20 protein-coding genes and 1 pseudogene are annotated in these 24,058 nt (G+C 45.5%); 18 read left to right on the forward strand and 3 right to left on the reverse strand.

Annotation, left to right across the window (positions count from 1 at the left end; genetic code table 11):
• Window positions 1–2 precede the first annotated feature (2 nt).
• From PAV_RS12490 to metG, 8 genes are all read left to right on the forward strand, one after another.
• Window positions 3–830 carry a carbohydrate ABC transporter permease gene (locus PAV_RS12490; RefSeq protein ID WP_040735919.1) on the forward strand — a complete coding sequence of 276 codons (828 nt, stop codon included), beginning with the start codon at window positions 3–5 and terminating at the stop codon, window positions 828–830.
• Window positions 831–918: 88 nt separating this feature from the next.
• Window positions 919–2,847 (forward strand): cache domain-containing sensor histidine kinase, encoded by a 1,929-nt coding sequence (locus tag PAV_RS12495; protein ID WP_040735825.1) that lies wholly within the window; start codon window positions 919–921, stop codon window positions 2,845–2,847.
• Complete coding sequence (locus PAV_RS12500; RefSeq protein ID WP_005546652.1) at window positions 2,844–4,445, forward strand: response regulator; 1,602 nt, start codon at window positions 2,844–2,846, stop codon at window positions 4,443–4,445. The genes PAV_RS12495 and PAV_RS12500 overlap by 4 nt, the downstream gene beginning before the upstream one ends.
• Window positions 4,446–4,503: 58 nt before the next feature.
• Window positions 4,504–6,141, forward strand: coding sequence for a beta-N-acetylhexosaminidase (gene nagZ, locus PAV_RS12505; RefSeq protein WP_005546654.1), 1,638 nt, complete (start codon window positions 4,504–4,506; stop codon window positions 6,139–6,141).
• Between the two features lie 238 nt (window positions 6,142–6,379).
• The gene (locus tag PAV_RS12510) at window positions 6,380–8,512 is read left to right on the forward strand and encodes a stalk domain-containing protein (RefSeq protein WP_005546656.1); all 2,133 of its coding nucleotides are present in this window, start codon (window positions 6,380–6,382) and stop codon (window positions 8,510–8,512) included.
• A gap of 194 nt (window positions 8,513–8,706) precedes the next feature.
• A complete protein-coding gene (locus PAV_RS12515; RefSeq protein WP_005546658.1) occupies window positions 8,707–9,171 on the forward strand; it encodes a Fur family transcriptional regulator in 465 nt (154 codons plus the stop codon).
• An 83-nt stretch (window positions 9,172–9,254) separates the two neighbouring features.
• Complete coding sequence (gene yidD, locus PAV_RS33390) at window positions 9,255–9,479, forward strand: membrane protein insertion efficiency factor YidD (protein WP_206703743.1); 225 nt, start codon at window positions 9,255–9,257, stop codon at window positions 9,477–9,479.
• Window positions 9,480–9,915: 436 nt separating this feature from the next.
• Complete coding sequence (gene metG, locus PAV_RS12520) at window positions 9,916–11,925, forward strand: methionine--tRNA ligase (protein ID WP_040735921.1); 2,010 nt, start codon at window positions 9,916–9,918, stop codon at window positions 11,923–11,925.
• Between the two features lie 129 nt (window positions 11,926–12,054).
• Here the strand turns inward: metG and PAV_RS12525 are convergent, their stop codons facing one another.
• Entirely contained in the window at window positions 12,055–12,867 is an 813-nt protein-coding gene (locus tag PAV_RS12525) for an undecaprenyl-diphosphate phosphatase (RefSeq protein ID WP_005546664.1), read from the reverse strand.
• A gap of 295 nt (window positions 12,868–13,162) precedes the next feature.
• Between PAV_RS12525 and PAV_RS12530 the strand changes: the two genes are divergently transcribed.
• The 7 genes from PAV_RS12530 (at window position 13,163) to PAV_RS12560 (ending at window position 20,128) form a co-directional block, all read left to right on the forward strand.
• On the forward strand, window positions 13,163–14,158 hold the full coding sequence (locus tag PAV_RS12530) for a metal ABC transporter solute-binding protein, Zn/Mn family (RefSeq protein ID WP_005546666.1): 996 nt from the start codon (window positions 13,163–13,165) through the stop codon (window positions 14,156–14,158).
• Between the two features lie 75 nt (window positions 14,159–14,233).
• Window positions 14,234–14,980, forward strand: a complete 747-nt coding sequence (locus PAV_RS12535; RefSeq protein ID WP_005546667.1) for a metal ABC transporter ATP-binding protein — start codon at window positions 14,234–14,236, stop codon at window positions 14,978–14,980.
• A 51-nt stretch (window positions 14,981–15,031) separates the two neighbouring features.
• Window positions 15,032–15,838: a metal ABC transporter permease gene (locus PAV_RS12540; RefSeq protein ID WP_040735826.1), complete on the forward strand. Its 807-nt coding sequence runs from the start codon at window positions 15,032–15,034 to the stop codon at window positions 15,836–15,838.
• 56 nt (window positions 15,839–15,894) lie between these two features.
• Window positions 15,895–16,611 carry a cytochrome c biogenesis CcdA family protein gene (locus PAV_RS12545; RefSeq protein ID WP_005546671.1) on the forward strand — a complete coding sequence of 239 codons (717 nt, stop codon included), beginning with the start codon at window positions 15,895–15,897 and terminating at the stop codon, window positions 16,609–16,611.
• A gap of 314 nt (window positions 16,612–16,925) precedes the next feature.
• Window positions 16,926–17,351 (forward strand): transcriptional regulator MntR, encoded by a 426-nt coding sequence (mntR, locus tag PAV_RS12550; protein WP_005546673.1) that lies wholly within the window; start codon window positions 16,926–16,928, stop codon window positions 17,349–17,351.
• A 59-nt stretch (window positions 17,352–17,410) separates the two neighbouring features.
• On the forward strand, window positions 17,411–19,039 hold the full coding sequence (locus PAV_RS12555) for a family 10 glycosylhydrolase (protein WP_005546674.1): 1,629 nt from the start codon (window positions 17,411–17,413) through the stop codon (window positions 19,037–19,039).
• Window positions 19,040–19,150: 111 nt separating this feature from the next.
• Window positions 19,151–20,128 carry a patatin-like phospholipase family protein gene (locus tag PAV_RS12560; RefSeq protein ID WP_005546677.1) on the forward strand — a complete coding sequence of 326 codons (978 nt, stop codon included), beginning with the start codon at window positions 19,151–19,153 and terminating at the stop codon, window positions 20,126–20,128.
• Window positions 20,129–20,177: 49 nt separating this feature from the next.
• Here the strand turns inward: PAV_RS12560 and PAV_RS33395 are convergent, their stop codons facing one another.
• Both PAV_RS33395 and PAV_RS12565 read right to left on the reverse strand, forming a co-directional pair.
• Entirely contained in the window at window positions 20,178–20,507 is a 330-nt protein-coding gene (locus PAV_RS33395; RefSeq protein ID WP_238555817.1) for a hypothetical protein, read from the reverse strand.
• A gap of 16 nt (window positions 20,508–20,523) precedes the next feature.
• Window positions 20,524–21,476 (reverse strand): annotated as a pseudogene (locus PAV_RS12565) (DUF1385 domain-containing protein).
• Between the two features lie 191 nt (window positions 21,477–21,667).
• On the opposite strand from PAV_RS12565, the gene PAV_RS12570 reads away from it, so the two are divergent.
• The 3 genes from PAV_RS12570 to PAV_RS12580 all read left to right on the forward strand — a co-directional run bounded on the left by PAV_RS12570 (window position 21,668) and on the right by PAV_RS12580 (window position 24,039).
• Window positions 21,668–22,348 carry a YqhR family membrane protein gene (locus PAV_RS12570; RefSeq protein WP_005546682.1) on the forward strand — a complete coding sequence of 227 codons (681 nt, stop codon included), beginning with the start codon at window positions 21,668–21,670 and terminating at the stop codon, window positions 22,346–22,348.
• 116 nt (window positions 22,349–22,464) lie between these two features.
• Window positions 22,465–22,929 carry a type II 3-dehydroquinate dehydratase gene (gene aroQ, locus PAV_RS12575; protein WP_005546683.1) on the forward strand — a complete coding sequence of 155 codons (465 nt, stop codon included), beginning with the start codon at window positions 22,465–22,467 and terminating at the stop codon, window positions 22,927–22,929.
• A 33-nt stretch (window positions 22,930–22,962) separates the two neighbouring features.
• The gene (locus tag PAV_RS12580) at window positions 22,963–24,039 is read left to right on the forward strand and encodes a M24 family metallopeptidase (protein WP_005546684.1); all 1,077 of its coding nucleotides are present in this window, start codon (window positions 22,963–22,965) and stop codon (window positions 24,037–24,039) included.
• Window positions 24,040–24,058: the final 19 nt, after the last annotated feature.

A 24,058-nucleotide genomic window follows, 5' to 3' on the forward strand; every position in this document is an offset into this window, starting at 1 on the left:
TGATGAAACAGCTGAAAAAGGGCGTCCCTCATATTTTCCTTCTGCTTTATTTGGCAGTTATTCTTTTTCCATTCTTGTTCGTCCTGTTCTCGTCTGTAAAAACAGACAACGGAGCCATTGCAGCAAATCCATTCGGCTTGCCGACTGAATTCGCTTGGGACAACTATGTAAAAGCTTGGGTTAATGCAAAAATCAGCACTTATTTCGTTAATAGTTTGTATATTTCACTTGCAGCATCCGTATCTACGATTCTCATCGCATCTCTTGCATCCTTTGCGATTACACGTATGCGTTATAAGAAGATGAGTGCAGCAGTGTTCCAGTTCATTCTGCTTGGCTTGCTCATTCCAGGCAACGCATTGCTGCTTCCGATTTACGGCATTCTGAAAAATTTGAACATGCTCGACAAGCACTGGGCATTATATGTTCCGTACACAGCAGGGGCAATACCATTTACAATTATTATCTTGGCGGCATTTATGCGCAGCCTCCCGTCTGAGATCGAAGAAGCAGCCGTAATTGACGGCTTGAACGCACCGGGCATTTTCTTCAGAGTCATCTTGCCGTTGACGGTACCAGCGCTCGTGACGGTATTTATCGTCAACTTCCTTGGCAACTGGAATGAATTTTTGCTCGCAAACTTCTTTATCTCAACAGACAACTTGCGCACGCTACCGGTCGGTATGGTAGGCTTCCGAGATACGTACAACACGAACTATGCGCAAATGGCAGCCGGTATTGTATACAGTGTCGTACCCGTTATGGTCATCTACGCAATCCTGCAAGAAAAAATCATTGAAGGTCTTACAGCAGGCGGGGTTAAAGGCTAATCTTCTAATTCTTTCTATGAAATGTAAGCTCTTACGTGTTACTATATTCATAGTAGATTAGAGATAGGGTAAAGGGGTAATGTGCACAATGAATTTACGATTTAAGATGTTCAGTGGATTTATTTTGCTTATCATTATCCCTTTGCTATTGCTTGGCACCATTACGTTTGTTATTACCTTTAATTTGCTAGAAAAGAAATATAGTGAGCAAGCACAATTCTCGATGCGGGCCATGAGCCACAGCATTGGCTATATATTTGATGAAATCAATAAAGTGTCCGACACTGGCATAGCGAACAATGTGTTCCAGAAGGCGTTGGCCTCATCCAACCCTTATGAACACGATATGGTCAGCTCAAGCGTCGTAAGATATGACGATAATGGCAAGCTGTATATTGTTGATGAGCAGGGCAGGCCAATTAGCAAGCAGTTGGATGACACGTTAAAAGGCACAGACTACATCCGCATGAACGAACGTCAGCAAAATTTCCGGAAGCTGCTGTTCAATCATCCTGCGATTAGCTATGCCTTTTTGTACAATTTTAGCTCTTACGCGCGGGGAGAAGGCATTATCCCGATTTTCTCCAAAGAAAATTTCAAGGAAATGCCGTTTGATGATTTCAAAAATCATCCTTTATTTAAGAGAGTAATGGAGCTTAATGGTGTTCCGTTGTGGGTGGGGCCGAATGAATATCCGGAACTTACTGGCTCAGAGCAGGTCTTTACGCAAATTCGGGTTGTGAAGGATTTATCAACATTGAAGCCGCTTGGCATTTCGATTATCCAGATTAAAAACTGGGATCTAGACACCTTTTTCAATAAATTTTACACGGCTGATCAGATGGAAAATACGAAATTTTTTATCGTTAGTCAGGATGGTCGCATTCTATATGACAACTCGAAGCAGCTAACAGGCCAAATGATCGCCGATTATGCTTCTAAGCCAGTGAAGTTCGAGAATACCTATGTAAGCTACAAGGATAAATTCGGGGAACGTGAAAGTGTAATTACGTACCATCCGATGAGCGATTATGGCTGGTATTTAATATCTGTACGCGATTGGAGCTCTCTCTCGAAAGAGATGGTCGTATTTCTGAAATGGGTCTCGACAATTTTACTCATTTGTATTTTAGGTGCTCTATTGTTCAACCTGCTATTTACGAATCGCATCACACGCAATATTACACGAATTGTTCGCTTTATGCGGAGAGTGGAGGATGGGGATTTGAACGCTCGCGTCGTTGAGGAGGGGCGGGATGAGCTGCGAATGCTCTCTCATGGATTCAATAGTCTTATTGAACGAGTATCCGGTCTTATTGACCAAGTGAAAAATGAGCAGCAGCAAAAAAATAAAGCGGAAATGCGTGTGCTGGAAGCGCAGATTAAGCCGCACTTTTTATTTAATACCCTTGAATCAATAAATGTGCTGGCTATCCAGAACGAAGGCCGAAAGGTAAGCCAAATGGTATATCGTCTAGGCAATATTCTTCGGATCAGCATTCAGGATAAAGAGGAAATCACGATACGGGAAGAGCTTGAATATTTGAAGAGCTATTTGGAGATTCAAAAGTTCAGGTTCGAGGAGCTGTTCAACTTCGAAATCGATGTTCCCGAGAACATTATGCATTGCAAAGTGATGAAGCTTACCTTGCAGCCGCTCGTGGAAAACTCGATACAGCATGGATTCGATGGCATCGAGCATACAGGCTGGATTCGCATTACTGCTTACGAGGATCAGGAGCGGATTCTGATCCGGGTAGAGGATAATGGTCTCGGCATGTCGAATGAACAATTAAGGAAGTTCCAGTATATGCTGTCCGACGAGCAGAAATCAGTTCTGCCGCAGGAAGTCGAGTCGTACAATACGGAACGTAGAGGACTTGGGGTTCGCAGTGTAGCGGATCGATTGCGCATTCGATATGGCCCAGGCTATGGATTGTTCATCTGTTCAGCCTCGCAAATGGGAACGATGATTCAGTGTGTGATACCGAAATACGAACAGGGTGATACGTTATGAGTGTAAAAGCGCTGCTCATTGATGATGAAGTTCCGATATTAAACAACTTGAAGCTGGTTATTCCGTGGGATGAAATGAATGTTGAACTGGTGGGTACAGCACGCAATGGGGTGGAAGGACTGGAAATGGTTCAGTTGCACGAGCCTGACATCATTTTATGCGATATTCGTATGCCTGTTATGGACGGTATGGACTTTCTGCGAGGAATTCGAAAAATGGGTTGTGAAGCCGAGGTAATGATGCTGACCGGCTATCAGGAATTCGAGTATGCGCGCATTGCAATGCAGCACGGTGTTCGGGATTACGTATTAAAGCCGATTAACTACGATGAGCTTGAGCTAACTGTAAAGAAGCTTGCCGATCTGGTGCGCGCAAGACAACTGGAGAAGAAGCTAACAGAACGGCGTTGGGGCCGTATGATCAGTCTTGCGTACGAAAAGATGATGTTCGATGTTCTTATGGGATTTTCCAATGGAGCACTCGCGGCCTTCATGGTCGATGAGGAGCAGCCGATTGAGAAGCTGGCTTACTCTCTGCTGCTTGTTGACTTGGATGGCTATGCACAGCGCAGTGCCTCATGGAGTGACAACGAGCGCAAGCTGTGGAACTTTGCAGTTCGTAATGTGCTTCAGGATGCGATTGTTGATGATTGGAATAAGTATGCGGTATTGCAAATGCGTGAAGGGGAGTGGTGCGTGCTTCTCCAATGCTATCGTGACCAGTATGAAGTGACATCGGTAGATATGGAGCGTTGGGCTCAGGAAATTCAGCAGGCTGTCCACAGCCATGTGAAGTTGACCGTAAGCCTTGCTTGGGATAACGGGCCAATACCGCTGATGAGCTTGGCACATACGTATAAGCGCTTGCAGCGCACTCTTATTTTGCATACCGCTGATGAGCAGCTCGTATCTGTTGATGAAGGCTCAGTAGCAAGGCAGGCGGCCTCCGTGTCGCAGTGGCAATTGGTTGAGGATATTGTTGCGGGTATGAAGCAGAATGACCGATCCAAGGTAGACGACGGAATGCATGCGCTTCAGTCCAGCCTCATGTATATGTCCGAACAGTCTATCGTTCGAGCGGAGACGTTCCTGCACTATGTGATTATCCATTTGATTCGTGAGATGAGGGAATGGGAACTGGTCTCACCACAGGAAGAAGAAGCGATGTGGAACAAGCTTGAGCATATGATGAGTGTCAAGGACTTAATGTGTGCAATCATGGAGCTTGTTGATCATACGAAGGAACACGCGATGAACAAAAAGTCGAGCGAGTTGCTTATGATATCAGCCAAGGACTACATTCACCGCAATTTGGGATCGGATATCGGCGTTGAGGAGATGGCTGATTATTTGGGAATCAGCTGCAGTTATTTCAGTTTGTTGTTCAAAAATCATTTCGAAGAAACGTTTGTTGAATATGTGACGCGTCAGCGGATGGAGCTGGCGATGTCCCTGCTACGCACGACAGACAAGAGCATTACGCAAATTGGTGCGCTTGTTGGATATTCAGAACGGAGGTACTTCTCCAAGGTATTCCAGAAGTATACAGGGAAAAAGCCTACTGAGTATCGTGAAGAAGCCGTTCAGACGGGAAAATGATAACGCTTAAATGAATCACATCAGAGTTTCACTATACGAAAAGGATGGGATGAGTAAGATGAGTAAACTTCAACTGACGCTTGAGCAAAAGATCGGCCAAATGGTGATGTGCGGCTTTGCAACGACCGAGGTAAATGACAATATTCGCTCCTTGATTAAGGAGTATCATGTTGGAGGTATTATTTACTTCCGCCGCAATGTTGAGAGCAAAGAACAGGTCAGTGCATTGTCTCATCAACTGCAGGAGATTTCACGGGAGCAGACGAATATACCGCTGTTTATCAGTATTGACCAAGAAGGCGGTATGGTTGCCCGCATTGACTGGGATGATATTACGCTTATTCCAGGCAATATGACAATTGGCGCGACTCGCAGTGCTGAGCACGCTTATCAAGCTGCGCATATTTGCGGGGAGGAATTGTTGCGGCTTGGCATTAACATGAACTTTGCTCCAAGTCTTGATGTGAACAACAATCCTGAGAATCCGGTGATTGGCGTTCGTTCGTACAGTGAGCGTCCTGATCTGGTTGCCGAGCTTGGAACTGCACAAATTCGTGGACTTCAGGAGGCAAATGTAGCGGCAACAGCCAAACATTTCCCGGGACATGGGGATACGGCTGTCGATTCACATCACGGGCTTGCCGCTGTACCGCATGATGAAGAACGCCTTGTTGCTGTAGAGCTTGCACCGTTTGTCCAAGCGATTCGAGAAGGCGTAGATTGCATTATGACCGCTCATGTAATTTTCCCGGCATTTGAGCCGAATGCGATTCCAGCAACCCTGTCATATAATGTGTTGACGAAGCTGCTTCGTCAGCGGTTAGGCTATCATGGCTTGATCGTAACGGATTGCTTGGAAATGCATGCGATATCGAAGGAAGTCGGTGTGGCGGAAGGTGCGGTTCGTGCAGTGGAAGCGGGTGCAGATATATTGCTTGTCAGCCATACGTACGAAGAGCAAGTAGCATCCATTCAAGCATTATGCGAAGCTGTACGTTCGGGGCGTATTGCCGAATCTCGGATCGACGAATCAATTGATCGCATTATCACATTGAAGAATAAGCGTCATATGGGAGAAAATAGCGAAGTCGCTGCTGATTTCTTCGCTTACCTTGGAACACCTGAATCCAAGGCGTCGGTCGATCAGATGTTCGAAGACAGTACAACGCTTGTAAAGGATGATGCGGGAGCATTGCCTCTAGATCGTAGTGCAAAAACACTTGTCATTTGGCCTCAGGTACGTACGCGCTCCGAGGTAGATGATCTTATTGTACAGGAGTACACACTGGCCTCTGCACTAGAACCGCATATGCAGCATGTGGAGATACTGCGTATCAATAATGATCCAGAGCCTTTTGAGGTAAATGAAATTCTGGCGAATACGGAAGGATATAGTCAAATTGTTGTTTTGACTTACAATCCAGTGTCGACGTTGCATCAAGGACAGGTGGATGTTGTAAACGCTTTACTGGCACGCAGCAGCATACGTGTTGTGGTTGCATCGACTCGTAATCCATATGACCTGAATCAATTCCCGGATGCACCTACGTATTTGTGCTGCTATGAAAATCGACCTGCCGCAATGAAGGCATTGGGAAATGTGCTTCTAGGCATAACAGAGCCAAAGGGCAAGCTGCCAGTTACGATCTCTGAACAATATTCATTTGGACATAGCGCTTCTTTTTGTAACAAGTAAATAGAACCCATCTCAGAACCTGTACCGAAGGTGCAGGTCTTTATTTTTTCGGACAAATGGAATGAAAAATGGTGTTTGCTAGAATGATGACTAAAAATTTACTTACATTAATTATTCCTGAAAAAAAGAATGCCAAAATAGAAACTTTTCGTAAAGTCGTGCGTCTATAACTATGTTCAATCATACAGAATGCGTTAACATTTCGAATAAAAGATGGATGAGGAGTAGGACGTTTACTATGAAATCTTGGAAAAAGTTTTTCGTTGCCTGTGTAGCCGCAGTGCAATTGTTCACAGTAATTCCTGTCTTTGCAGCAGAGGGAACGACAGGAACTGAGGTAAGTGGTGCAGTCGATGCCAATACATCTACGAGCACAACAGAAGATAATAGTAAGCAACAAGATGAGAATCAAGACGTTCAGCAAGATAAGCAGTTAAACAGCCAAGATAAACAACAAGTATCCCAAGCACGTGTTCAGCCTGTACTGCCTGGGGAGTATGACAAGAATGTCGTAGTCCTGATAGCTGACAGCAATAAAATTTATCAAGACGGAAATGAATACACGTCTCCACAGCCAATTACCATCAAGAAAGGTGTATCCTATATCGCGATTCGTTCGTTGATTGATCGTTTTGGATTCAAATTGGATTTTGACAACAAAACGAAGGAAACGATCATCAAAAACGGTGATAAAGAGCTGCGCTACAAAATGGGCAGTGCAGATTATCGTGTAAATGGCGTACCAACAAAAATGAAGGGCGCTTCCTATATTCAAAAAGATGTGTTCATGGTTCCTGTAACTTCAGCGATGGATGCAATGGGAATTCCTTATAAGTGGGAGCAAGCAAGCAAGCGTATCATCATTCAGCTTAGTGCGCAGCCTGTTGCGAAGTTCAAAGTCAACGAAACGGATATCATTGCAGGTGAAACCCGCGTAACGATAACGGATCAATCGACACATCCGCTCGGCCGTCAAATTGTTGAAACGGACTGGGAGGGATTGCAAGAAATCTACGACCAGCCAGGTACGTATACCATTACATTGCGCGTACGTGATGAGGATGGAGAGTGGAGTGATCCGTATTCCCAAACAATCAATGTCCAGAAGCCGCATACGCCGCCGGTAGCAAGCTTCCGTACAGATAAGACAACATATAAAATGGGTGAGCCTATCAATTATGATGATTTGAGTACGGATGAAGAAGATACGAACTTGAAGCGCGAGTGGACGAACAAACAACCGGCATTCTTCGAGCCTGGCGAGAAGACGATTACGCTGAAAGTGACGAACAAATATGGTCTAACGGCTGAAGTTAGCCAAACGATTAACATAACGGATGAAGTATTGTACTCGTTCGATGATTTTAACAGATTATTTACCCCGGCTGGAGACATCTATCCGATAGATGGGACTTCGGTTCTGAGCATGCAAGTGATAAAGCCGAAAATTTCGACAGAAAGACGCACGCTGTATCGCTCGAACAGCCCAGAAAATGTAAAAGCAGACGGGATTCTATATCAAGATAGAGTTGCGGGGGGAGCACGAGTATTCGCCCACCATATTAATAACTCTAAATCTAATAAAAATATGAGATTTTATATTTTGGCTCAAAATATCTCAGATCACACTTCTACCTTGACCGTACAGCATATGGGTATCGCCGGGCCGAGCACTAGCCCGCAGCAGACGGGTAAGATGGGAACTGTTCGTTATTTCGAATCCTTCGCAGAAGAAAAGACGACTGAAACGACTTTGAAACCGAACGAAATGAAGATTATTGTTCCTGAATTGAACCAAATCTCATTCAAGCCGGGGCAAGTATTTACCCTTTACGCTGATGTCTATGCGGACAGCATGGTTGAATATACAGTCGTTGGTATCGATGCAGATAAAGATGTGTTCAAAGCATTGCCGACTTTGCCGTTCCTGGATAAGGACGAACATATCCGTGGCACATATGATAATGCAGATATAACTTTAACTGTGGATGAAACGGTTGGCGAACAAGTTAGTCGCCTTATACTTGCTGATGCTGAACAAGATATAGCGGGTAGTGACATGATTACGCTGGAAGATCAACGCAATAAAGGAAATTATGGCGTGCTGTACCGAATCCGTATGAATAAGGTAGCGCCTCATACTCTTATCTCCTTCAATTCACGTGGAGGATCGTATTCAGGAGGCATGTTTGTTAATGGTAAAACCGTACAAACGCCAACGAACGGTTCATTAAAAGGCGCAAATGAAGCAAGTGTCTTATATCGCACTGGCGATTATGAGGAATCAGTCGAATTACTGTTCTCTTCGGCGGCAGGAAGCAATTTGCCAGTTAATTTGGTATTCACACCGCTTCCTAAACCGAAATCCTAATTCGCATTTATCATGCAATAATGACAATATTCATTTAAATTCGTAGACCTATTTGCATATCCGATTTTAAGCGGACTGTCCTGACTTCCATTGGAGCGGGGGCAGTCCTTTTTCTATACTTCACGTTTGACTTTACAGCATGGAATAGCGCATTATAATAGAGACGGGTTCCACATCATAGAGGAGGGACTTCGATGCTAAAGACAGAGCAAATCATAGAGAAAATGGCTGATTCAGGAATGAGAATTACGGATCAGCGTCGAACCTTGGCGAAACTGTTCGCTGACACAGATGGATATTTAACACCAAAAGATGTATACGAATTTATGGGGAAGCGTTATACTGGCTTAAGCTTTGATACGGTATACCGCAACTTGCGAATTATGTTCGATCTGGGAATATTGGAACAGGTCGTGTTCGAGGATGGAGTCAAGTTCCGGGTAACTTGTGCGGATGGGCATCATCATCATCATATGATCTGTTTGCAGTGTGAGAAGACTTATCCGATTCATTTCTGTCCAATGTCACAAACAGATGTCCCTGAAAAATTTCAGGTCGTTCAGCATAAATTCGAAGTGTTCGGATATTGTGCTGCTTGCACCGACAAGGACACTCATACATCATTGCCTGCTCCGAATACGAGTGGGAATGCTCTATGAAGGTAGATGGAAATAAGTCATGCAGTTCCAAAGATGAAGATGGACATCATAATCATGAGTCTGCTCCTCGCAGTAGACGCAGCTTGGGAACAAGAATCGCCCAGGCTCCGGTCAGGGCGTATCGCAAATGGATATCTCCATTGAAGCCGCCCACTTGCCGCTTCTATCCAACCTGTTCTACATACGCGATGGAAGCACTGGAGGTTCATGGGCCATGGAAGGGGAGTTGGCTAACCGTAAAGCGAATAGTCAAATGTCATCCTTTCCATCCCGGAGGAGTAGATAAGGTTCCGCCGAAGCGTCCTTGACAGAGGGACAGTTCGTGATTTATATTGAAGATTAGTTGTAGGATGCACATAATTGGAAATCAATATCTCCGAGGAACGGATAAGTAAGCTGAGAAATCCATTACAGAGAGCCGGTATTGCTGGAAGCCGGTATGGAAGCTCTTCTGAACATGGTCCGGGAGGAACCGATAGTGAGCGAGCAAGCTGTCCTAAGCGGCTATTGCCGCAAGCTGTCGGCGCATCATTCCCGTTAACGAATGCTTGGCCGGACTGCATTCCGGTCACAATGAAGCCGTCTGATGTTCCATACGCAGGCGGGAATATTGGGTGGTACCACGTGAGATATAGCTCTCGTCCCAAGCTGGGCGAGGGCTTTTTCTGTTTTTTCGAAGTGCATAAAGGACAACATCGGATATGCTTCCACGAAGAAGCTTATGCTGAGGAGGATGAACGAACAATGAGTCAAAAACGCAACACTTTTTACCTAACAACACCTATTTATTATCCGAGTGACAAGCTGCATATCGGCCATGCGTATACAACGGTAGCAGGGGACGCAATGGCTCGCTATAAGCGGTTGCGCGGCTACGATGTCCGCTATTTGACGGGTACAGACGAGCACGGGCAGAAGATTGAACGCAAAGCACAAGATGCAGGGGTTACCCCACAGCAGTTCGTAGATAATATTGTCAGTGGGATCAAGGAACTGTGGAATAAGCTCGATATTTCGTATGACGATTTTATCCGTACGACAGAAGAACGCCATAAGAAGGTCGTTCAAGAGATTTTTGACCGCTTGGTTCAGCAAGGAGACATTTACAAGGGGGCTTATGAAGGCTGGTATTGTACACCGTGTGAATCGTTCTTCACTGAGCGTCAGCTCGATAACGGCAACTGCCCGGATTGCGGCCGTCCCGTGGAGCTGGTAAAGGAAGAGAGCTATTTCTTCCGGATGAGCAAATATGCGGATCGACTGCTCGAATTCTATGAAGCGAATCCAGAGTTCATTCAGCCGGAGTCCCGCAAAAACGAAATGATTAACAACTTCATTAAGCCGGGCTTGGAAGACCTTGCTGTTTCCCGTACGTCTTTTGACTGGGGCGTTAAAGTTAAGGGAGATCCGAAGCATGTCGTTTATGTATGGATCGATGCGCTTTCCAACTATATTTCGGCACTCGGCTACGGTTCGGACAATGACGAGTTGTATCAGAAGTATTGGCCGGCCGATGTTCATTTGGTTGGAAAAGAGATCATTCGCTTCCATACCATTTACTGGCCAATTATGCTGATGGCGCTTGATCTTCCGCTTCCGAAGAAAGTTTTTGGGCATGGATGGCTGTTAATGAAGGACGGCAAAATGTCCAAGTCCAAAGGCAACGTTGTCGACCCGGTTATGCTGATCGATCGTTATGGTTTGGACGCGCTGCGTTACTACTTGCTTCGTGAGGTGCCGTTCGGTTCTGATGGAACATTTACGCCAGAAGGATTTGTTGAGCGTATTAACTTCGATTTAGCTAACGATTTGGGGAACTTACTTAACCGTACCGTTGCCATGATTCAAAAGTACTTTGACGGTGAAATTCCTGCCTATGCGGGTCAAGTGACTGCCTTCGACGGCGAGATTGCGGCCTTTGCTGCACAGACCGTTGATAAGGTGGAAGCAGCTATGGAGGATATGGAATTCTCCGTGGCGTTGACTGCCATTTGGCAGTTCATTAGCCGCACAAACAAATATATTGATGAGACACAACCATGGGCGCTTGCGAAGGATGAGTCGAAGCGTAGTGAGCTGGCTTCGGTAATGTCGCATTTGGCCGAAAGCCTTCGCATCTCCTCCATTTTGCTGCAGCCATTCTTGACACAAGCTCCAACGAAAATATGGGGTCAGCTCGGTTTGGAGGCCGGTGCAATTACGGCTTGGGAATCTGTCCGCACATTTGGAGCAATCCCGAGTGGTACGAAAGTTGTGAAGGGCGATCCAATCTTCCCTCGTCTAGAAGTGGCAGAAGAGGTACAAATTATTGCGGAATCGATGAATGGCGGCAAGAAGGCAGAGCCAGCAGTTGAAGAATCAGCTGAGGCAAAGGCAGACAAAAATGCAGGCTCAGGAGAGACTGTGTCAGCTAAGCCTGATGATGTGAAGGAAGAAATTTCAATTGACGATTTTGCCAAGGTAGAGCTGCGTGTTGCTCAGGTTACGCATTGTGAGCCTGTACCTAAGGCAGATAAGCTTCTGCGCTTGGAATTGGATATGGGGTATGAACAGCGTCAGGTTGTATCTGGAATCGCACAATATTATAAACCGGAAGAGCTGATCGGACGCAAAGTAATCTGTGTAGCGAACTTGAAGCCTGTGAAGCTGCGTGGTGTTATGTCCCAAGGCATGATTTTGGCTGCTTCGAAGGATGGTCAATTAACGCTTGCTACCGTACCAGACAGCATGCCGAACGGTGCGATTGTAAAGTAACGATCATCACAAGTTGATCATGATTATACCGAATTACAATTACAATGGCGGGAACGTGAAGGCCCGCTAATCATATATGAAAAAGGCCGGGATCGAATGATCCCGGCCTTTTCTTTTGTCGAACAATTTTTAATTAACAAAGAATAGGACGAACAGCCCTGCAAGTACACAATAAAGTGAGAACCATTTCAGGTTGCCGCGAGCCATAATGCCCATGAACCATTTTAAGGCAAAGTAAGAAGCGACAAAGGAACATAGGAAGGCGAGCAAATAAGGAATCATCATTTGTCCAAGTGTCGGATCCTTAATCATATCTTTGCCTTCGAGAATCATGCTTCCAACGCTAACCGGAATGTACAGGAAGAAGGAGAAGCGTAGCGCTGTTTCCTGTTTCCAGCCAAGAGCCATTGCAGCAACGATGGTCGAGCCGGAACGGCTAATGCCTGGGATGAGAGCTACGGCTTGCGCCAAACCTACGATGAACGTTTCGCCGAAGGATAAATCCTTATCCCCTTTACGACCGCGCAAGTTGCGAATTAACCACAGAGCAAGTGCGGTTACGAGCAATGTAACACCGATAACTTTAACGCCCTTGAATACATCAGCTATCGTATCTTTAAACACGACCCCGATAATCCCTGCTGGGATCGTAGCGAGTATCAAATAAATAACGAACATGAAGTCATCTTTGGCATCCTGAGCGCGTGTGAACAGGAAGCGGAACGTATTCACGGCCAATCGTACGATATCTTTGCGATAAATGAGCAAAATAGCTAGCAAGGAGGCAAAATTGACAAGCACCTCAAAACCGAGTCCTTCGATATGTAATCCGAATAGTCGCTCAACGATAACCAAATGACCGCTCGACGATACTGGTATTGGCTCAGTGAAACCCTGTACCAATCCGAGTACGGCATATTTCAGCCATTCTATCCAATCCAAATCATTCACTCCTTAATTCATCTTTTAAAATTTGTAATGGTGTCAGATAAAAAGGAACAGACACTCTATCATATTAGTATCGTCTATCAATGATGTCAAAGAGTAACATGAAAGAGAGTACCTTACAATGTTGTAACCTCTATTTTAATATGGGATGAAGAAGAGTAATGTTGTTTATTTGAAAAGTAAGGATTGACAAGGGACAGAAGCCTTTTTATAATCTTAATAGTAATCATTACGAATTACAGAAAATCAACATGCGTACGATACATACTTACGCAGAAGGAGTTATTTGATGAAGCTAATGAGCAAATATAAAAAACTGCGCCATTCCTTACTAGCTTTGTGCGGCCTCGCCTTGATTTTGGCAGGCTGTACGCAAGGAACGCAGTCTAGTATTGTTGAAGGGAAACTGAATGTCGTTACAAGCTTTTATCCCATTGCTTTCCTTACTGAACAGATTGGCGGCGAGCATGTAAATACGATTAATTTGATTCCAACTGGAATTGAGCCGCACGATTGGACACCAAAGAGCCGCGACTTGCATAATGCTTCAAATGCACAACTGCTGCTGGTGAATGGTGCAGGTTTTGAAACTTGGCTGGATGACTTCACGAAGGGCTTGGATTCCTCTTCCCAAGTGAAGATACTCGAAGTAAGTAAAGGAATTCCGCTTATTGAAGCAGATGGAAGCGAGCATGATCATCATGAAGGTGAGGGTGAAGCGTCCGAGAACGAGCATGGGCATGAGCACGGTCACGACCATGGAAGCACTGATCCCCATACTTGGGTTAGTCCTAAGTCTGCGCTAACGATGGCAAGCAATGTTAAGGATGCACTTATTCAGACTGATGGAGCACATAAGAGCGAGTATGAAGCAAATTATGAGAAGTTAAGAACGAAAATTGAATTGATTGATAAATCATATTCGGATAAGCTAAGCTCTTTGAAGCAGCGCGAAATCGTTGTATCTCATCATGCGTTTGGCTACTTGTGCCGCGATTATGGATTGACTCAGCATGCGATAATGGGCATCACTCCAGATGCTGAGCCGAGAGCGCAGGATTTGGTGAAGCTATCGAAGTTAGTGAAGGAAAAGGGCTTGAAGTACGTATTCTTTGAGGAGCTTGTGTCGGATCAATTAGCGAATACATTGGCTGGTGAAGCGGGTGTGAGCACATTAGTACTGAACCCTCTTGAGGGGCTGACGAAACAGCAAGCTGAACAAGGTGATAATTACTTGACGCTAATGGAACGCAACTTGCAAAATCTCCTTGTCGCGCTACAATAAATGGAGTAATGGATCACAGTCCGCTAAGGACAATTGCACGCAAGAATGGAACGTGCAAGGAAGAGAGAGGGCACAATGATGAATGTGACGGACACCTGCCACAATCAGGTGATATCAATAGAGAATGTTGGCTTCAACTATGAAGGACAATCGGTTCTACGTGATGTCAACTTCACAGTATACGAACGGGATTTTGTAGGCGTCATCGGTACGAATGGCGCCGGCAAAACGACGCTGTTACGACTTATGGTGGGTCTGCTCAAGCCGACATCAGGGCAGATTAATCTGTTCGGTACGCCGATCAATCGGTTCAAAGAATGGGATCGGATTGGCTATGTACCGCAGAAGAACTCCTTTAACCCTCTATTTCCAGCTACTGTGATGGAGGTTGTGCAATCCGGCATGTACAATCGCCGGCGTATGTTTCGGCGGCTGAAGCAGGAGGAAATCAATCAATGCCGCGATGCGATGCGTGTGATGAGGGTAGAGGATTTGGCGGATAAGCGAATCGGTCAGCTATCAGGTGGACAGCAGCAGCGGGTATTTTTAGCGCGAGCAATGGTGAACAAACCGGAGCTGCTTATTCTGGATGAGCCAACCGTAGGCATCGATACGGAAACGCAAAAGGACTTTTTCAATCTGCTGCAGCATTTGCATGAGCATCATCATATGACATTTGTTATGGTGTCTCACGATATGGATCTTGTAAATTCATGGCTCGGCTGCGATCCGAAGGGAACATGCGGCAAGCTGAACTTTTACGTGAAGCATTCGCACAATGTGCAATGCTCGGAACCGGATTTGGCACATGGCGTGCTTTAACGGAAACAGTGCCGTGCTTTGCCTGGAATTGAAATAAAGGGGACGTTGTCATTGCTGGACATCATACAATCTGATTTTTTTATACGAGCTCTGATCGGAGGTTTATTGATCGGCGCCATTGGGCCGCTTATGGGAATGTTCCTTGTACTGCGTCGTTTGTCTATGATAGGCGATACGCTGGCTCATGTTACAATCGCTGGGGTCGCTCTCGGATTTCTGCTAGGTGTGTACCCGCTCGCCATGGGCTTGGTATTTGCGCTTATTGGGGCGATTGCGATTGAGAAGCTGCGCAAGGCTTACAAAACATATGCAGAGCTATCTATAGCCGTCATCATGTCAGGCGGTGTTGCATTGGCATCGCTCTTCTTTACATTAGGAATGAACTTTAGTGCCAATGTGAATAACTATTTGTTCGGCAGTATCTATACGTTGAATGGTACGGACTTAATTGTTGTTGGGGTAGTCACCCTTATTGTAATTGTGTTCCTGCTTCTATTCTTCAAGGAGATGTTCCTGCTTACATTCGATGAAGATGCAGCCGCGGTAAATGGTCTACCTGTGCGAATGCTCAATATTGCTGTAACGGTGCTGACCGCACTTGTCATTAGTGCTGCGATCAAAATTGTCGGTGCGCTTCTCGTATCCGCCTTGTTAACAATACCTGTTGCAATTAGTTTATTTGTAGCTAAAGGCTTCAGGCAGTCTGTTACCGTTTCCGTACTCGTAGCTGAAGCTGCTGTTGTCGGCGGCTTGCTGACGGCAGGAATTTGGAATTTGGCTCCAGGAGCTACGATTGTCCTATTGCTCATTGCCGTGTTAATATTGACATTGATAGCAAGAAGAGGAATTCGGGTGTGAAGCAGCATCTGTCCTCCTCCTGCTAGGGCAGCGACTAATACGGGGAGGCGAAGCGGTTGGGTCATATTACGGTGTGGATAGCATTTTGGGCTGGATTAGTATCCTTTATATCTCCATGCTGTTTGCCACTATATCCAACGTATATTTCTATCATTACAGGTATGTCTGTCGGTCAATTGAAGGATAAGCAAAATAAACGTGAAGTGCGTTGGAAAACGATTACACACACCTTGTTTTTCATCCTTGGTATTAGTGTAGTCTTCTACACGCTGGGCTTGGGTGCAACGTTAATTGGTTCCTTCTTGGCTGAATACCGGGATTTAATTCGTCAAATATCAGCTATTTTCATTATTATTATGGGACTTGTACTACTCGGAGTATTTCAACCACAGCTCTTAATGAAGGAACGTAAGATGAACTTTGGGCAGAAGAGCGGCTACTTTGGGTCTTTTTTGTTCGGAATGGGATTTTCCGCGGGATGGTCGCCTTGTATTGGCCCGATTTTAACTGCGATTATTTCACTTAGTGCCTCGGAGCCGAGCACAGGACTTTTGATGATTACTGCTTATTGTATTGGTTTTGGATTGCCTTTCTTCATTCTATCCTTCTTTATTGGTTCCACCCGATGGCTTACGAAATATTCAGGCGTGATGATGAAGATAGGCGGGGCGATTATGATCGTCATGGGTGTACTCTTGTTCACAGACCACTTGAGCCAACTCAACATCTGGCTGCAGCAAATTACACCAGATTGGATGAGAAGACTTACGTAAATGAAGGGATTACATAATCTGGCATTTATTCTGAGACCGCGACCCTCTATTTCTTTCGGATGGCGCGGTCTTTTTGCGGGATCCCGCAGCTCCTAGCAACTTATTAAATGACACCGAAATCGGTTGTAAGGTTGAACTTGTTCTCGAAACCATGTAAACTTAAATATACACGAATATTTCCGTATATGAATATGCTTGCTTCCATTCCTAATTTTAAGTGGTTTTTTGGGTCTAATGTGAAATTAGGAACGTGTTATAAGCAGGAGGCGCTTCTGGACAAGTCGTGTAACGTGGAATGAAATGAGGGACGCTTGATGCCTACACCAAGCATGGAAGACTATTTGGAACGCATCTATAAACTAATTGATGAAAAAGGATATGCGCGTGTATCCGATATCGCAGAAGGATTGGAAGTTCACCCTTCCTCTGTGACGAAGATGATTCAGAAGCTGGATAAGGACGATTATCTTATTTATGAGAAGTATCGCGGGCTCGTGCTGACTAGCAAGGGGAAAAAGATCGGCAAGCGATTGGTGGATCGTCATCAACTGCTGGAAGACTTCTTGACACTGATCGGTGTAGCTGACGAGCATATTTATACAGACGTGGAAGGAATTGAACATCATTTAAGCTGGAATTCGATTACTTGCATCGAGACACTCGTTGAATTCTTCCGTAGAGATCCGCAGCGATTGCAAGCGTTGAACGATTTGCGAAGCGAATTGGATAATGACTCGTAAAACATCTGTTTTTTGCGAAACAGATGTTTTATTTTTTGCGTCTAATAGTTGAGGGGGAAATGAAAGCACACATTTTCTCATTCAACATGGACAAGGGAGAGGAAAACAGAATGATGAATCAAGCTAAGAAGGTACTTCTCGGCACATTTGCTGCTGTTATGTTAAGTACATTCATGCCGTACACGGGGAAGGCGGCAGACAATGAAATTCGAATTTTTGTGAACAACAAGCAATTGCGAACGGATGTTGCACCTTATTTGATGCCCGGCAAAAATGTGACCATGTTGCCGTTCCGGGCAGTTGGGGAGGCCACTGGAGCTTCTGTAGATTGGGATCAGGCAAATCGTAAGGTCGAGTTCCGAAAGGATGGACATACGATTCGATTGACTATTGGTGACAGTAATGCGGAGGTGGATGGTCAAAATGTATCGCTGGACGTATCTGCCTCAATGCGCACTGGACGAACAATGGTTCCACTTCGTTTCATAAGTGAAAGTGTCGGGTTAAAGGTAGATTGGAATCAGCAGGAGCGCATCATCACAATTGGATCAGAGGACGGTGAAGCGATTCACGCAGAATCGATGCGTGGAACTTGGATATCGACCGTTTACAATATCGATTGGCCGCAGGATCCGAAGAAATCGGGCTTTAATGCCGAACGCCAGATGCAGCAATATACAAGCATGCTGGACAAGCTACAAGAATCGGGCATTAACGCTGTGTTCGTTCAAGTACGGCCAACCTCTGATGCGTTCTATCCCTCGAAGCTGATCCCTTGGTCGGAATGGCTGACAGGAACACAGGGCAAGGATCCAGGGTATGATCCATTGAAATTCATGGTGGAAGAGACGCATAAGCGGGGCATGCAGTTCCATGCTTGGTTCAACCCGTACCGCGTAAGTGTACAAGGAGATTTATCCAAGCTGGTAAATGGTCATCCTGCAAAAGAACATCCAGAGTGGGTCGTAAAGCATTTGAACAAACTCATTTACAATCCAGGGGTACCTGAAGCTCGCCAGTTTGTGCTTGATTCCATTATGGAAGTTGTCAACAACTATGATATCGATGGCGTGCATTTGGACGATTACTTCTATCCATATGGTGAAGATAAGGAAGCATTTAAGGATAATGATACATATGAACGCTATAACAAAGTGTTCAATAACAAGGGAGATTGGCGGAGAAACAATGTTAATGAATTCGTTGAATCCCTATATAAGCAGATAAAGTCGGTGAAGCCAAATGTACAATTTGGCATAAGCCCATTTGGGGTATGGCGCAACTCCAGCGCAGATCCAACAGGCTCAGCAACAAAGGCTGGACTTAGCAGCTACGACAACCTTTATGCAGATACAAGAACATGGATCAAGAACCATTGGATCGATTATATTGCACCTCAAGTATATTGGCACATCGGACACAAGGCTGCTTCCTATGACACGTTAGTGAATTGGTGGGTCAAAGAGACGGCTGGCACAGGAGTTGAACTGTACATTGGTCATGCTGCCTATAAGCTTGCTGATGCAAATGAAACGGATTGGAGCAGCGCAGATGTACTTATTAAGCAGCTTGAGTTCAATTCGAGAATAGACACAGTCGCAGGAAGCATATTCTTCAGTGCCTCTGATTTGGTGAAAAACACAAAGCAAGTTTCGGATAAGCTAAAGCAATATTACGAAGAAAAATAGCACCAAGTCGTAATCATACAAATCATTCATTCAATTTAAATCAATTCATATCCCCTCCTGCACGAGCATACATACAAGTAAAAGATTTATGTGTGCGAGGAGGGGCTTCCCGTGCAGATCAATGCGGTATTCGAGGGTGGAGGAGTCAAGGGAATATCGTTAGTGGGTGCGGTGCACTCCGCGGAGCAGCACGGGATGACATTTCGCCGTGTCGCAGGCACCTCATCAGGTTCAATTGTAGCCTCATTTCTTGCTGCCGGTTATACAGCAGAAGAAATGGAGCGGCTTATTTTAGAAATGCCGTTTTCTTCCTTTTTACAGCGTGCGCCCATTTTCCAAATAATGTGGGCTGGGCCGGCATTGCGCTTGCTGTGGAAGAAAGGGTTGTATTCGGGTGAGGCGCTTGAAAAGTGGGTATATGATTGCCTATTGAAGAAAGGGATTCGGACGTTCGGGGATTTGAAAAAGGAGCAGTTGCGGATTATCGCGTCAGACATTACGAACGGGCGTCTGCTTGTTCTTCCCGACGATATTGCTAGCTACGGAATCGACCCATCCAAATTCCTTGTTAGTAAGGCTATACGGATGAGCACAAGCATTCCGTATTTTTTTGATCCAGTTATTCTTCGTGCGCCATTTGAAGCAAAACATGGCCACACGAAGAAGTTTGCAGAGCAGTTCTCCTATATTGTGGACGGCGGGATGCTCTCCAACTTTCCACTATGGCTGTTCGATGATGAAGTCGACTCGCGCACGAATCGGCTTATTCCGACGATCGGTTTTCAAATGGTCGGGAAGCAGGAGGGGCAGCCTCACCGTATAACAGGCTTGATTACGATGCTTCAGGCGATGGTGTCCACGATGATATCGGCACATGATCAACGCTATATCGATAAACAGAATCGATTCCGTACAATTAAGATCCCAACGCTGGGCATCGGAACAACAGATTTTGATCTAACAGTAGAGCAGAGCATGGCCCTGTATGAGTCTGGAAAGAAGGCGGGCAATGCTTTCTTTGATCAGTGGACGAGGGAAGCGTATGAGAAGATGTACAAGGTGCATTGTTGTGGAAAAATGAAGGTATGAAATAAAACAGCGCTTCGATGAACGATCTTTATCGATGCGCTGTTTTTGATTATTTGGACTGTTGCCTTTTCTCATTCTTAGCCTTGCTGCCCTCAATAACCGTAAGCTTAGCTTGTGATCGGGGCCTTAAGCGCTTCTTCGCTTGTGGCGTACGTGCTGCTTTCAGCTTTGCTTCTGTACGAGGTGACATCTTTACTTTTACATTTTTTTCGGCCCATACCGGTAGACGAGGAATACAATGGCAATGATGGCGATGGGAATTAGAATGGATATAGGGTCTCGTGTGAAGCTGCTTACTATTCCGATTCCAACCAGCACAGCCATTAGGAGCAGCAACCATCGCGGCAGTCGTACCATCGTCATCATCCCTTCTTGTCAATAGGTTAGTAGTGCTATTAAGATACAGCTTGATTGGATTGCAGTTCGCGATCAAGCTCGCGCATGCGATTGAAGGAAGCAATCGACACCTCTACTTGATCGTCAGTTGGCTCCTTCGTAGTCAATAGCTGCAGCCACAACCCAGGATAGCCAAGCCATCGAAGCACAGGCACATCCCGTAGGGCGTTTGTCAACCGCAGGAATTCGTAAGAGACGCCCATGACAACGGGAATAAGCAGCAGCCTCGGATAAATACGCTCCCATAAATTATCATATGGGATAAAGGAGTAAATAACGACACCAACGATGACGGACAAAATAATAAAACTGCTGCCGCAGCGGTAATGCAGTGTACTGAATTTCTGAACATTCTTCACTGTCAAATCAACGCCTGCTTCATATGCAGTAATGACCTTATGTTCAGCGCCATGATACTGGAATAGTCGTTTCACGATAGGTGTTTTGGAAATAAGCCACAGATAGCCAAGCAGGAACGCAATTTTAATGACCCCTTCGATAATCGTGTGGATCACAATGTTGTTGAATGTTGCCCCGAATATTAGTTCTTCAATGACAACCGGAACAGTTGTGAAAATAATTTTACTAAAGATAAGTGATAAAATGCCGACTACCGCGACCCCGACGATCATCGCCAGGTTCCACTTGGATTCCTTGCCCGCTTCAGCAGCTTCAATTCCTTCTTCATCCTCAGCGTATTTCTCTGCCGCGTAATTCAGATGCTGATAACCCTTCGCGCTCGCATCGAATATACCGACAATGCCTCGAATAAGCGGAATTTTTTTAACCTTGCTACCCAAGGCTTATCTTTCTTTGGTACTTCGTAGAACGTAATGGATTTATCTTTGCGACGGACTGCCGTCACATTGACATGCTTCCCGCCGAACATTACGCCTTCAATTACGGCCTGTCCGCCGTAAATGGCTTTCTGATCTGACAACTGCTTCACCATCCTCATCTTGAATGCAATAACGCTTTGTGTTTGTACCGAAAGTGCCCCAAGCAAAAAGCACTTCACTATGTTGAAATTATAATAATTTTATTGTAGCGAATTTTGCTGACGTTTTCCACACCATGATTGTAAACCGCCTAGGTTGGTGCATACTACATACACATTGATATGAACACTTGGGAGGAATGGCAATGAATGAAAGGCAAGCAAGGGCTGAACGTCAGGGCAAGCGCACTGATCCGTTATCGTTTTCTGTTCAAATTGGCTTTTTTGCTGGACTAATATGGGGAGCGATTCGGTGGTTCGCCTATACTTTCCACTTTACATCGGTAATTCCGGGGATGATTGTAGAGCCGTTCTATCCGCATAAGTATCTCATGACACTTCAGGGTCAATTTGTAGGGTGGGGAGGATTCATTTTATTTTCCATTGCAGCTACCATTGTATATACTCTTATGCTGCGCAAGGTACCAGGCCCGATACCTGGCATTGTTTTTGGGATCGTATGGTGGATTCTATTGTATGTTGCGCCTGGGCCTCTGCTTGGCCTCGCGCCTCCGGCATGGAAGACAACGTGGAATACGATATGGACTGAATCTTGTATCATGCTCGTCTGGGGGCTGTTCATCGGCTATACAGTTGCTACTGAATTCAATAATGAGCAGGAGCGCGAGCCAGATCATGCGGAGCGATTACACATGAAAGGTGGGTCGGGGTATACAGGCGATAATGCGCAGCATTCTACTGGATCTGGCGGCGATAATTCTGGTATTCTGCCAAACAGCGGTGTTGTACATTCGTCAGACAACGTGGAATCCGAGAGGGAAGGTTCTGCTTTTCAAGAACGAAGGGATCCGAAACCGCTCATGTAACGAAATGCGTGATCTCATGCGGGATTTGCTGTATTGACGCTTCTCATTTTCTGCATCGTATGTTAAAATACGTGAGGATTCGTCTGTTGACGGTACGCTTGAGAGGTGGAATCATCATGGCTTGTTACTTGTTATTGAACGGACCGAACTTGAATATGCTCGGCATTCGCGAGCCTGGTGTCTACGGGAGCGAATCGTTGGCTGCGATTGAAGCACGGCTTACAGAGATGGCTGCATCTTGGGGCGTTACCCTGGAATCCTTCCAAAGCAACCATGAAGGGGCGCTCATAGACCGTATCCATGAGGCATATGGGACATGCGACGGTATTGTAATCAATCCGGGGGCACTTACGCATTACAGCTATGCGCTGAGAGATGCATTAAGCGCCGTCCGCATTCCGACAGTGGAAGTTCATATGTCCAACATACATAAGCGGGAAGAGTTTCGACACGTATCTGTAACTGCACCTGTAGTGGTAGGGCAGATTGCGGGATTCGGAGCATTAAGCTATGAGTTGGGATTGTCTGCTCTGCACCAATATGTGTCTTCATTACGGACAGAAGGTCAATCTCAAGAGTGACGGAACAATGCAAAGTCGGGAGATGATGAGAAGATGAGCCAATCACGTTTGACTCGTTTAAGAGAAGCAATGGGAACGAAAGGCTTGGAAGCCATGTTCATCACAAGTGCGGTGAACCGTCGTTACATGACAGGATTTACAGGTTCATCCGGCTATGTGCTGATAACGCAGAATCGTGCAGTGCTGATGACGGATTTCCGTTATATGACTCAGGCGCCGCAGCAAGCTGTGGACTTTGAGGTTATAGAACACGGCGCGAAGATGACAGATACGCTGAAGCAGCTTTTGTCTGACATGAAGATCAGTCGTCTTGGATTCGAACAGGATCACGTGGCATTCGCAACATATACAGGGTATCAATCTCAGCTTGAAAGTATCGAGCTTGTGCCTGTAAGCGGGCTGATCGAAGATCTTCGCATGATTAAGGATGAGGGAGAATTGGCCATCATGCGCGAGGCCGCACAGCTTGCAGATCGTACATTCAGCCATATTCTGGGCTTCCTCAAACCAGGTGTATCCGAGAAGGATATCGCACTTGAAATGGAGTTCTTCATGCGCAAGAACGGAGCAACATCGAGCTCTTTCGATACGATCGTTGCATCTGGCGAGCGATCCGCATTGCCGCACGGTGTTGCAAGTGACCGTATCATCCAAGGCAACGAATTCATTAAGCTTGACTTTGGTGCTTTGTACAACGGGTATTGCTCAGATATTACTCGTACTGTTGTTCTAGGCAAGCCGACAGACAAGCATCATGAAATTTATAATATTGTGCTTGAAGCGCAGTTGAATGCACTTCAACATATCCGTCCTGGAATGACTGGACGCGAGGCGGATGCCTTGACTCGTGACATCATTAAGAGTTATGGATATGGTGACCACTTTGGACACAGCACCGGCCATGGCTTGGGCATGGAAGTTCATGAATATCCAAGGCTGGCTTTCGGAAGCGATACGGTGTTAACTCCCGGTATGACCGTTACGGTGGAGCCTGGCATTTATATTCCAGGATTCGGCGGTGTACGTATCGAAGACGATATTGTGATTACGGAAGACGGGATTGAAATAATAACACAATCAACGAAACAACTGCTCGTATTAGACATGTAGTGACGGGCGCAGCTCAGTC

Source organism: Paenibacillus alvei DSM 29, assembly GCF_000293805.1.
GTDB lineage: Bacteria > Bacillota > Bacilli > Paenibacillales > Paenibacillaceae > Paenibacillus_B > Paenibacillus_B alvei.

Coding starts and splice junctions, on each gene's coding strand:
- PAV_RS12490 (WP_040735919.1), top strand. CDS start 3: ATGAAACAGCTGAAAAAGGGCGTCCCTCATATTTTCCTTCTGCTTTAT.
- PAV_RS12495 (WP_040735825.1), top strand. CDS start 919: ATGAATTTACGATTTAAGATGTTCAGTGGATTTATTTTGCTTATCATT.
- PAV_RS12500 (WP_005546652.1), top strand. CDS start 2,844: ATGAGTGTAAAAGCGCTGCTCATTGATGATGAAGTTCCGATATTAAAC.
- nagZ (WP_005546654.1), top strand. CDS start 4,504: ATGAGTAAACTTCAACTGACGCTTGAGCAAAAGATCGGCCAAATGGTG.
- PAV_RS12510 (WP_005546656.1), top strand. CDS start 6,380: ATGAAATCTTGGAAAAAGTTTTTCGTTGCCTGTGTAGCCGCAGTGCAA.
- PAV_RS12515 (WP_005546658.1), top strand. CDS start 8,707: ATGCTAAAGACAGAGCAAATCATAGAGAAAATGGCTGATTCAGGAATG.
- metG (WP_040735921.1), top strand. CDS start 9,916: ATGAGTCAAAAACGCAACACTTTTTACCTAACAACACCTATTTATTAT.
- PAV_RS12530 (WP_005546666.1), top strand. CDS start 13,163: ATGAAGCTAATGAGCAAATATAAAAAACTGCGCCATTCCTTACTAGCT.
- PAV_RS12535 (WP_005546667.1), top strand. CDS start 14,234: ATGATGAATGTGACGGACACCTGCCACAATCAGGTGATATCAATAGAG.
- mntR (WP_005546673.1), top strand. CDS start 16,926: ATGCCTACACCAAGCATGGAAGACTATTTGGAACGCATCTATAAACTA.
- PAV_RS12555 (WP_005546674.1), top strand. CDS start 17,411: ATGAAAGCACACATTTTCTCATTCAACATGGACAAGGGAGAGGAAAAC.
- PAV_RS12570 (WP_005546682.1), top strand. CDS start 21,668: ATGAATGAAAGGCAAGCAAGGGCTGAACGTCAGGGCAAGCGCACTGAT.
- aroQ (WP_005546683.1), top strand. CDS start 22,465: ATGGCTTGTTACTTGTTATTGAACGGACCGAACTTGAATATGCTCGGC.
- PAV_RS12580 (WP_005546684.1), top strand. CDS start 22,963: ATGAGCCAATCACGTTTGACTCGTTTAAGAGAAGCAATGGGAACGAAA.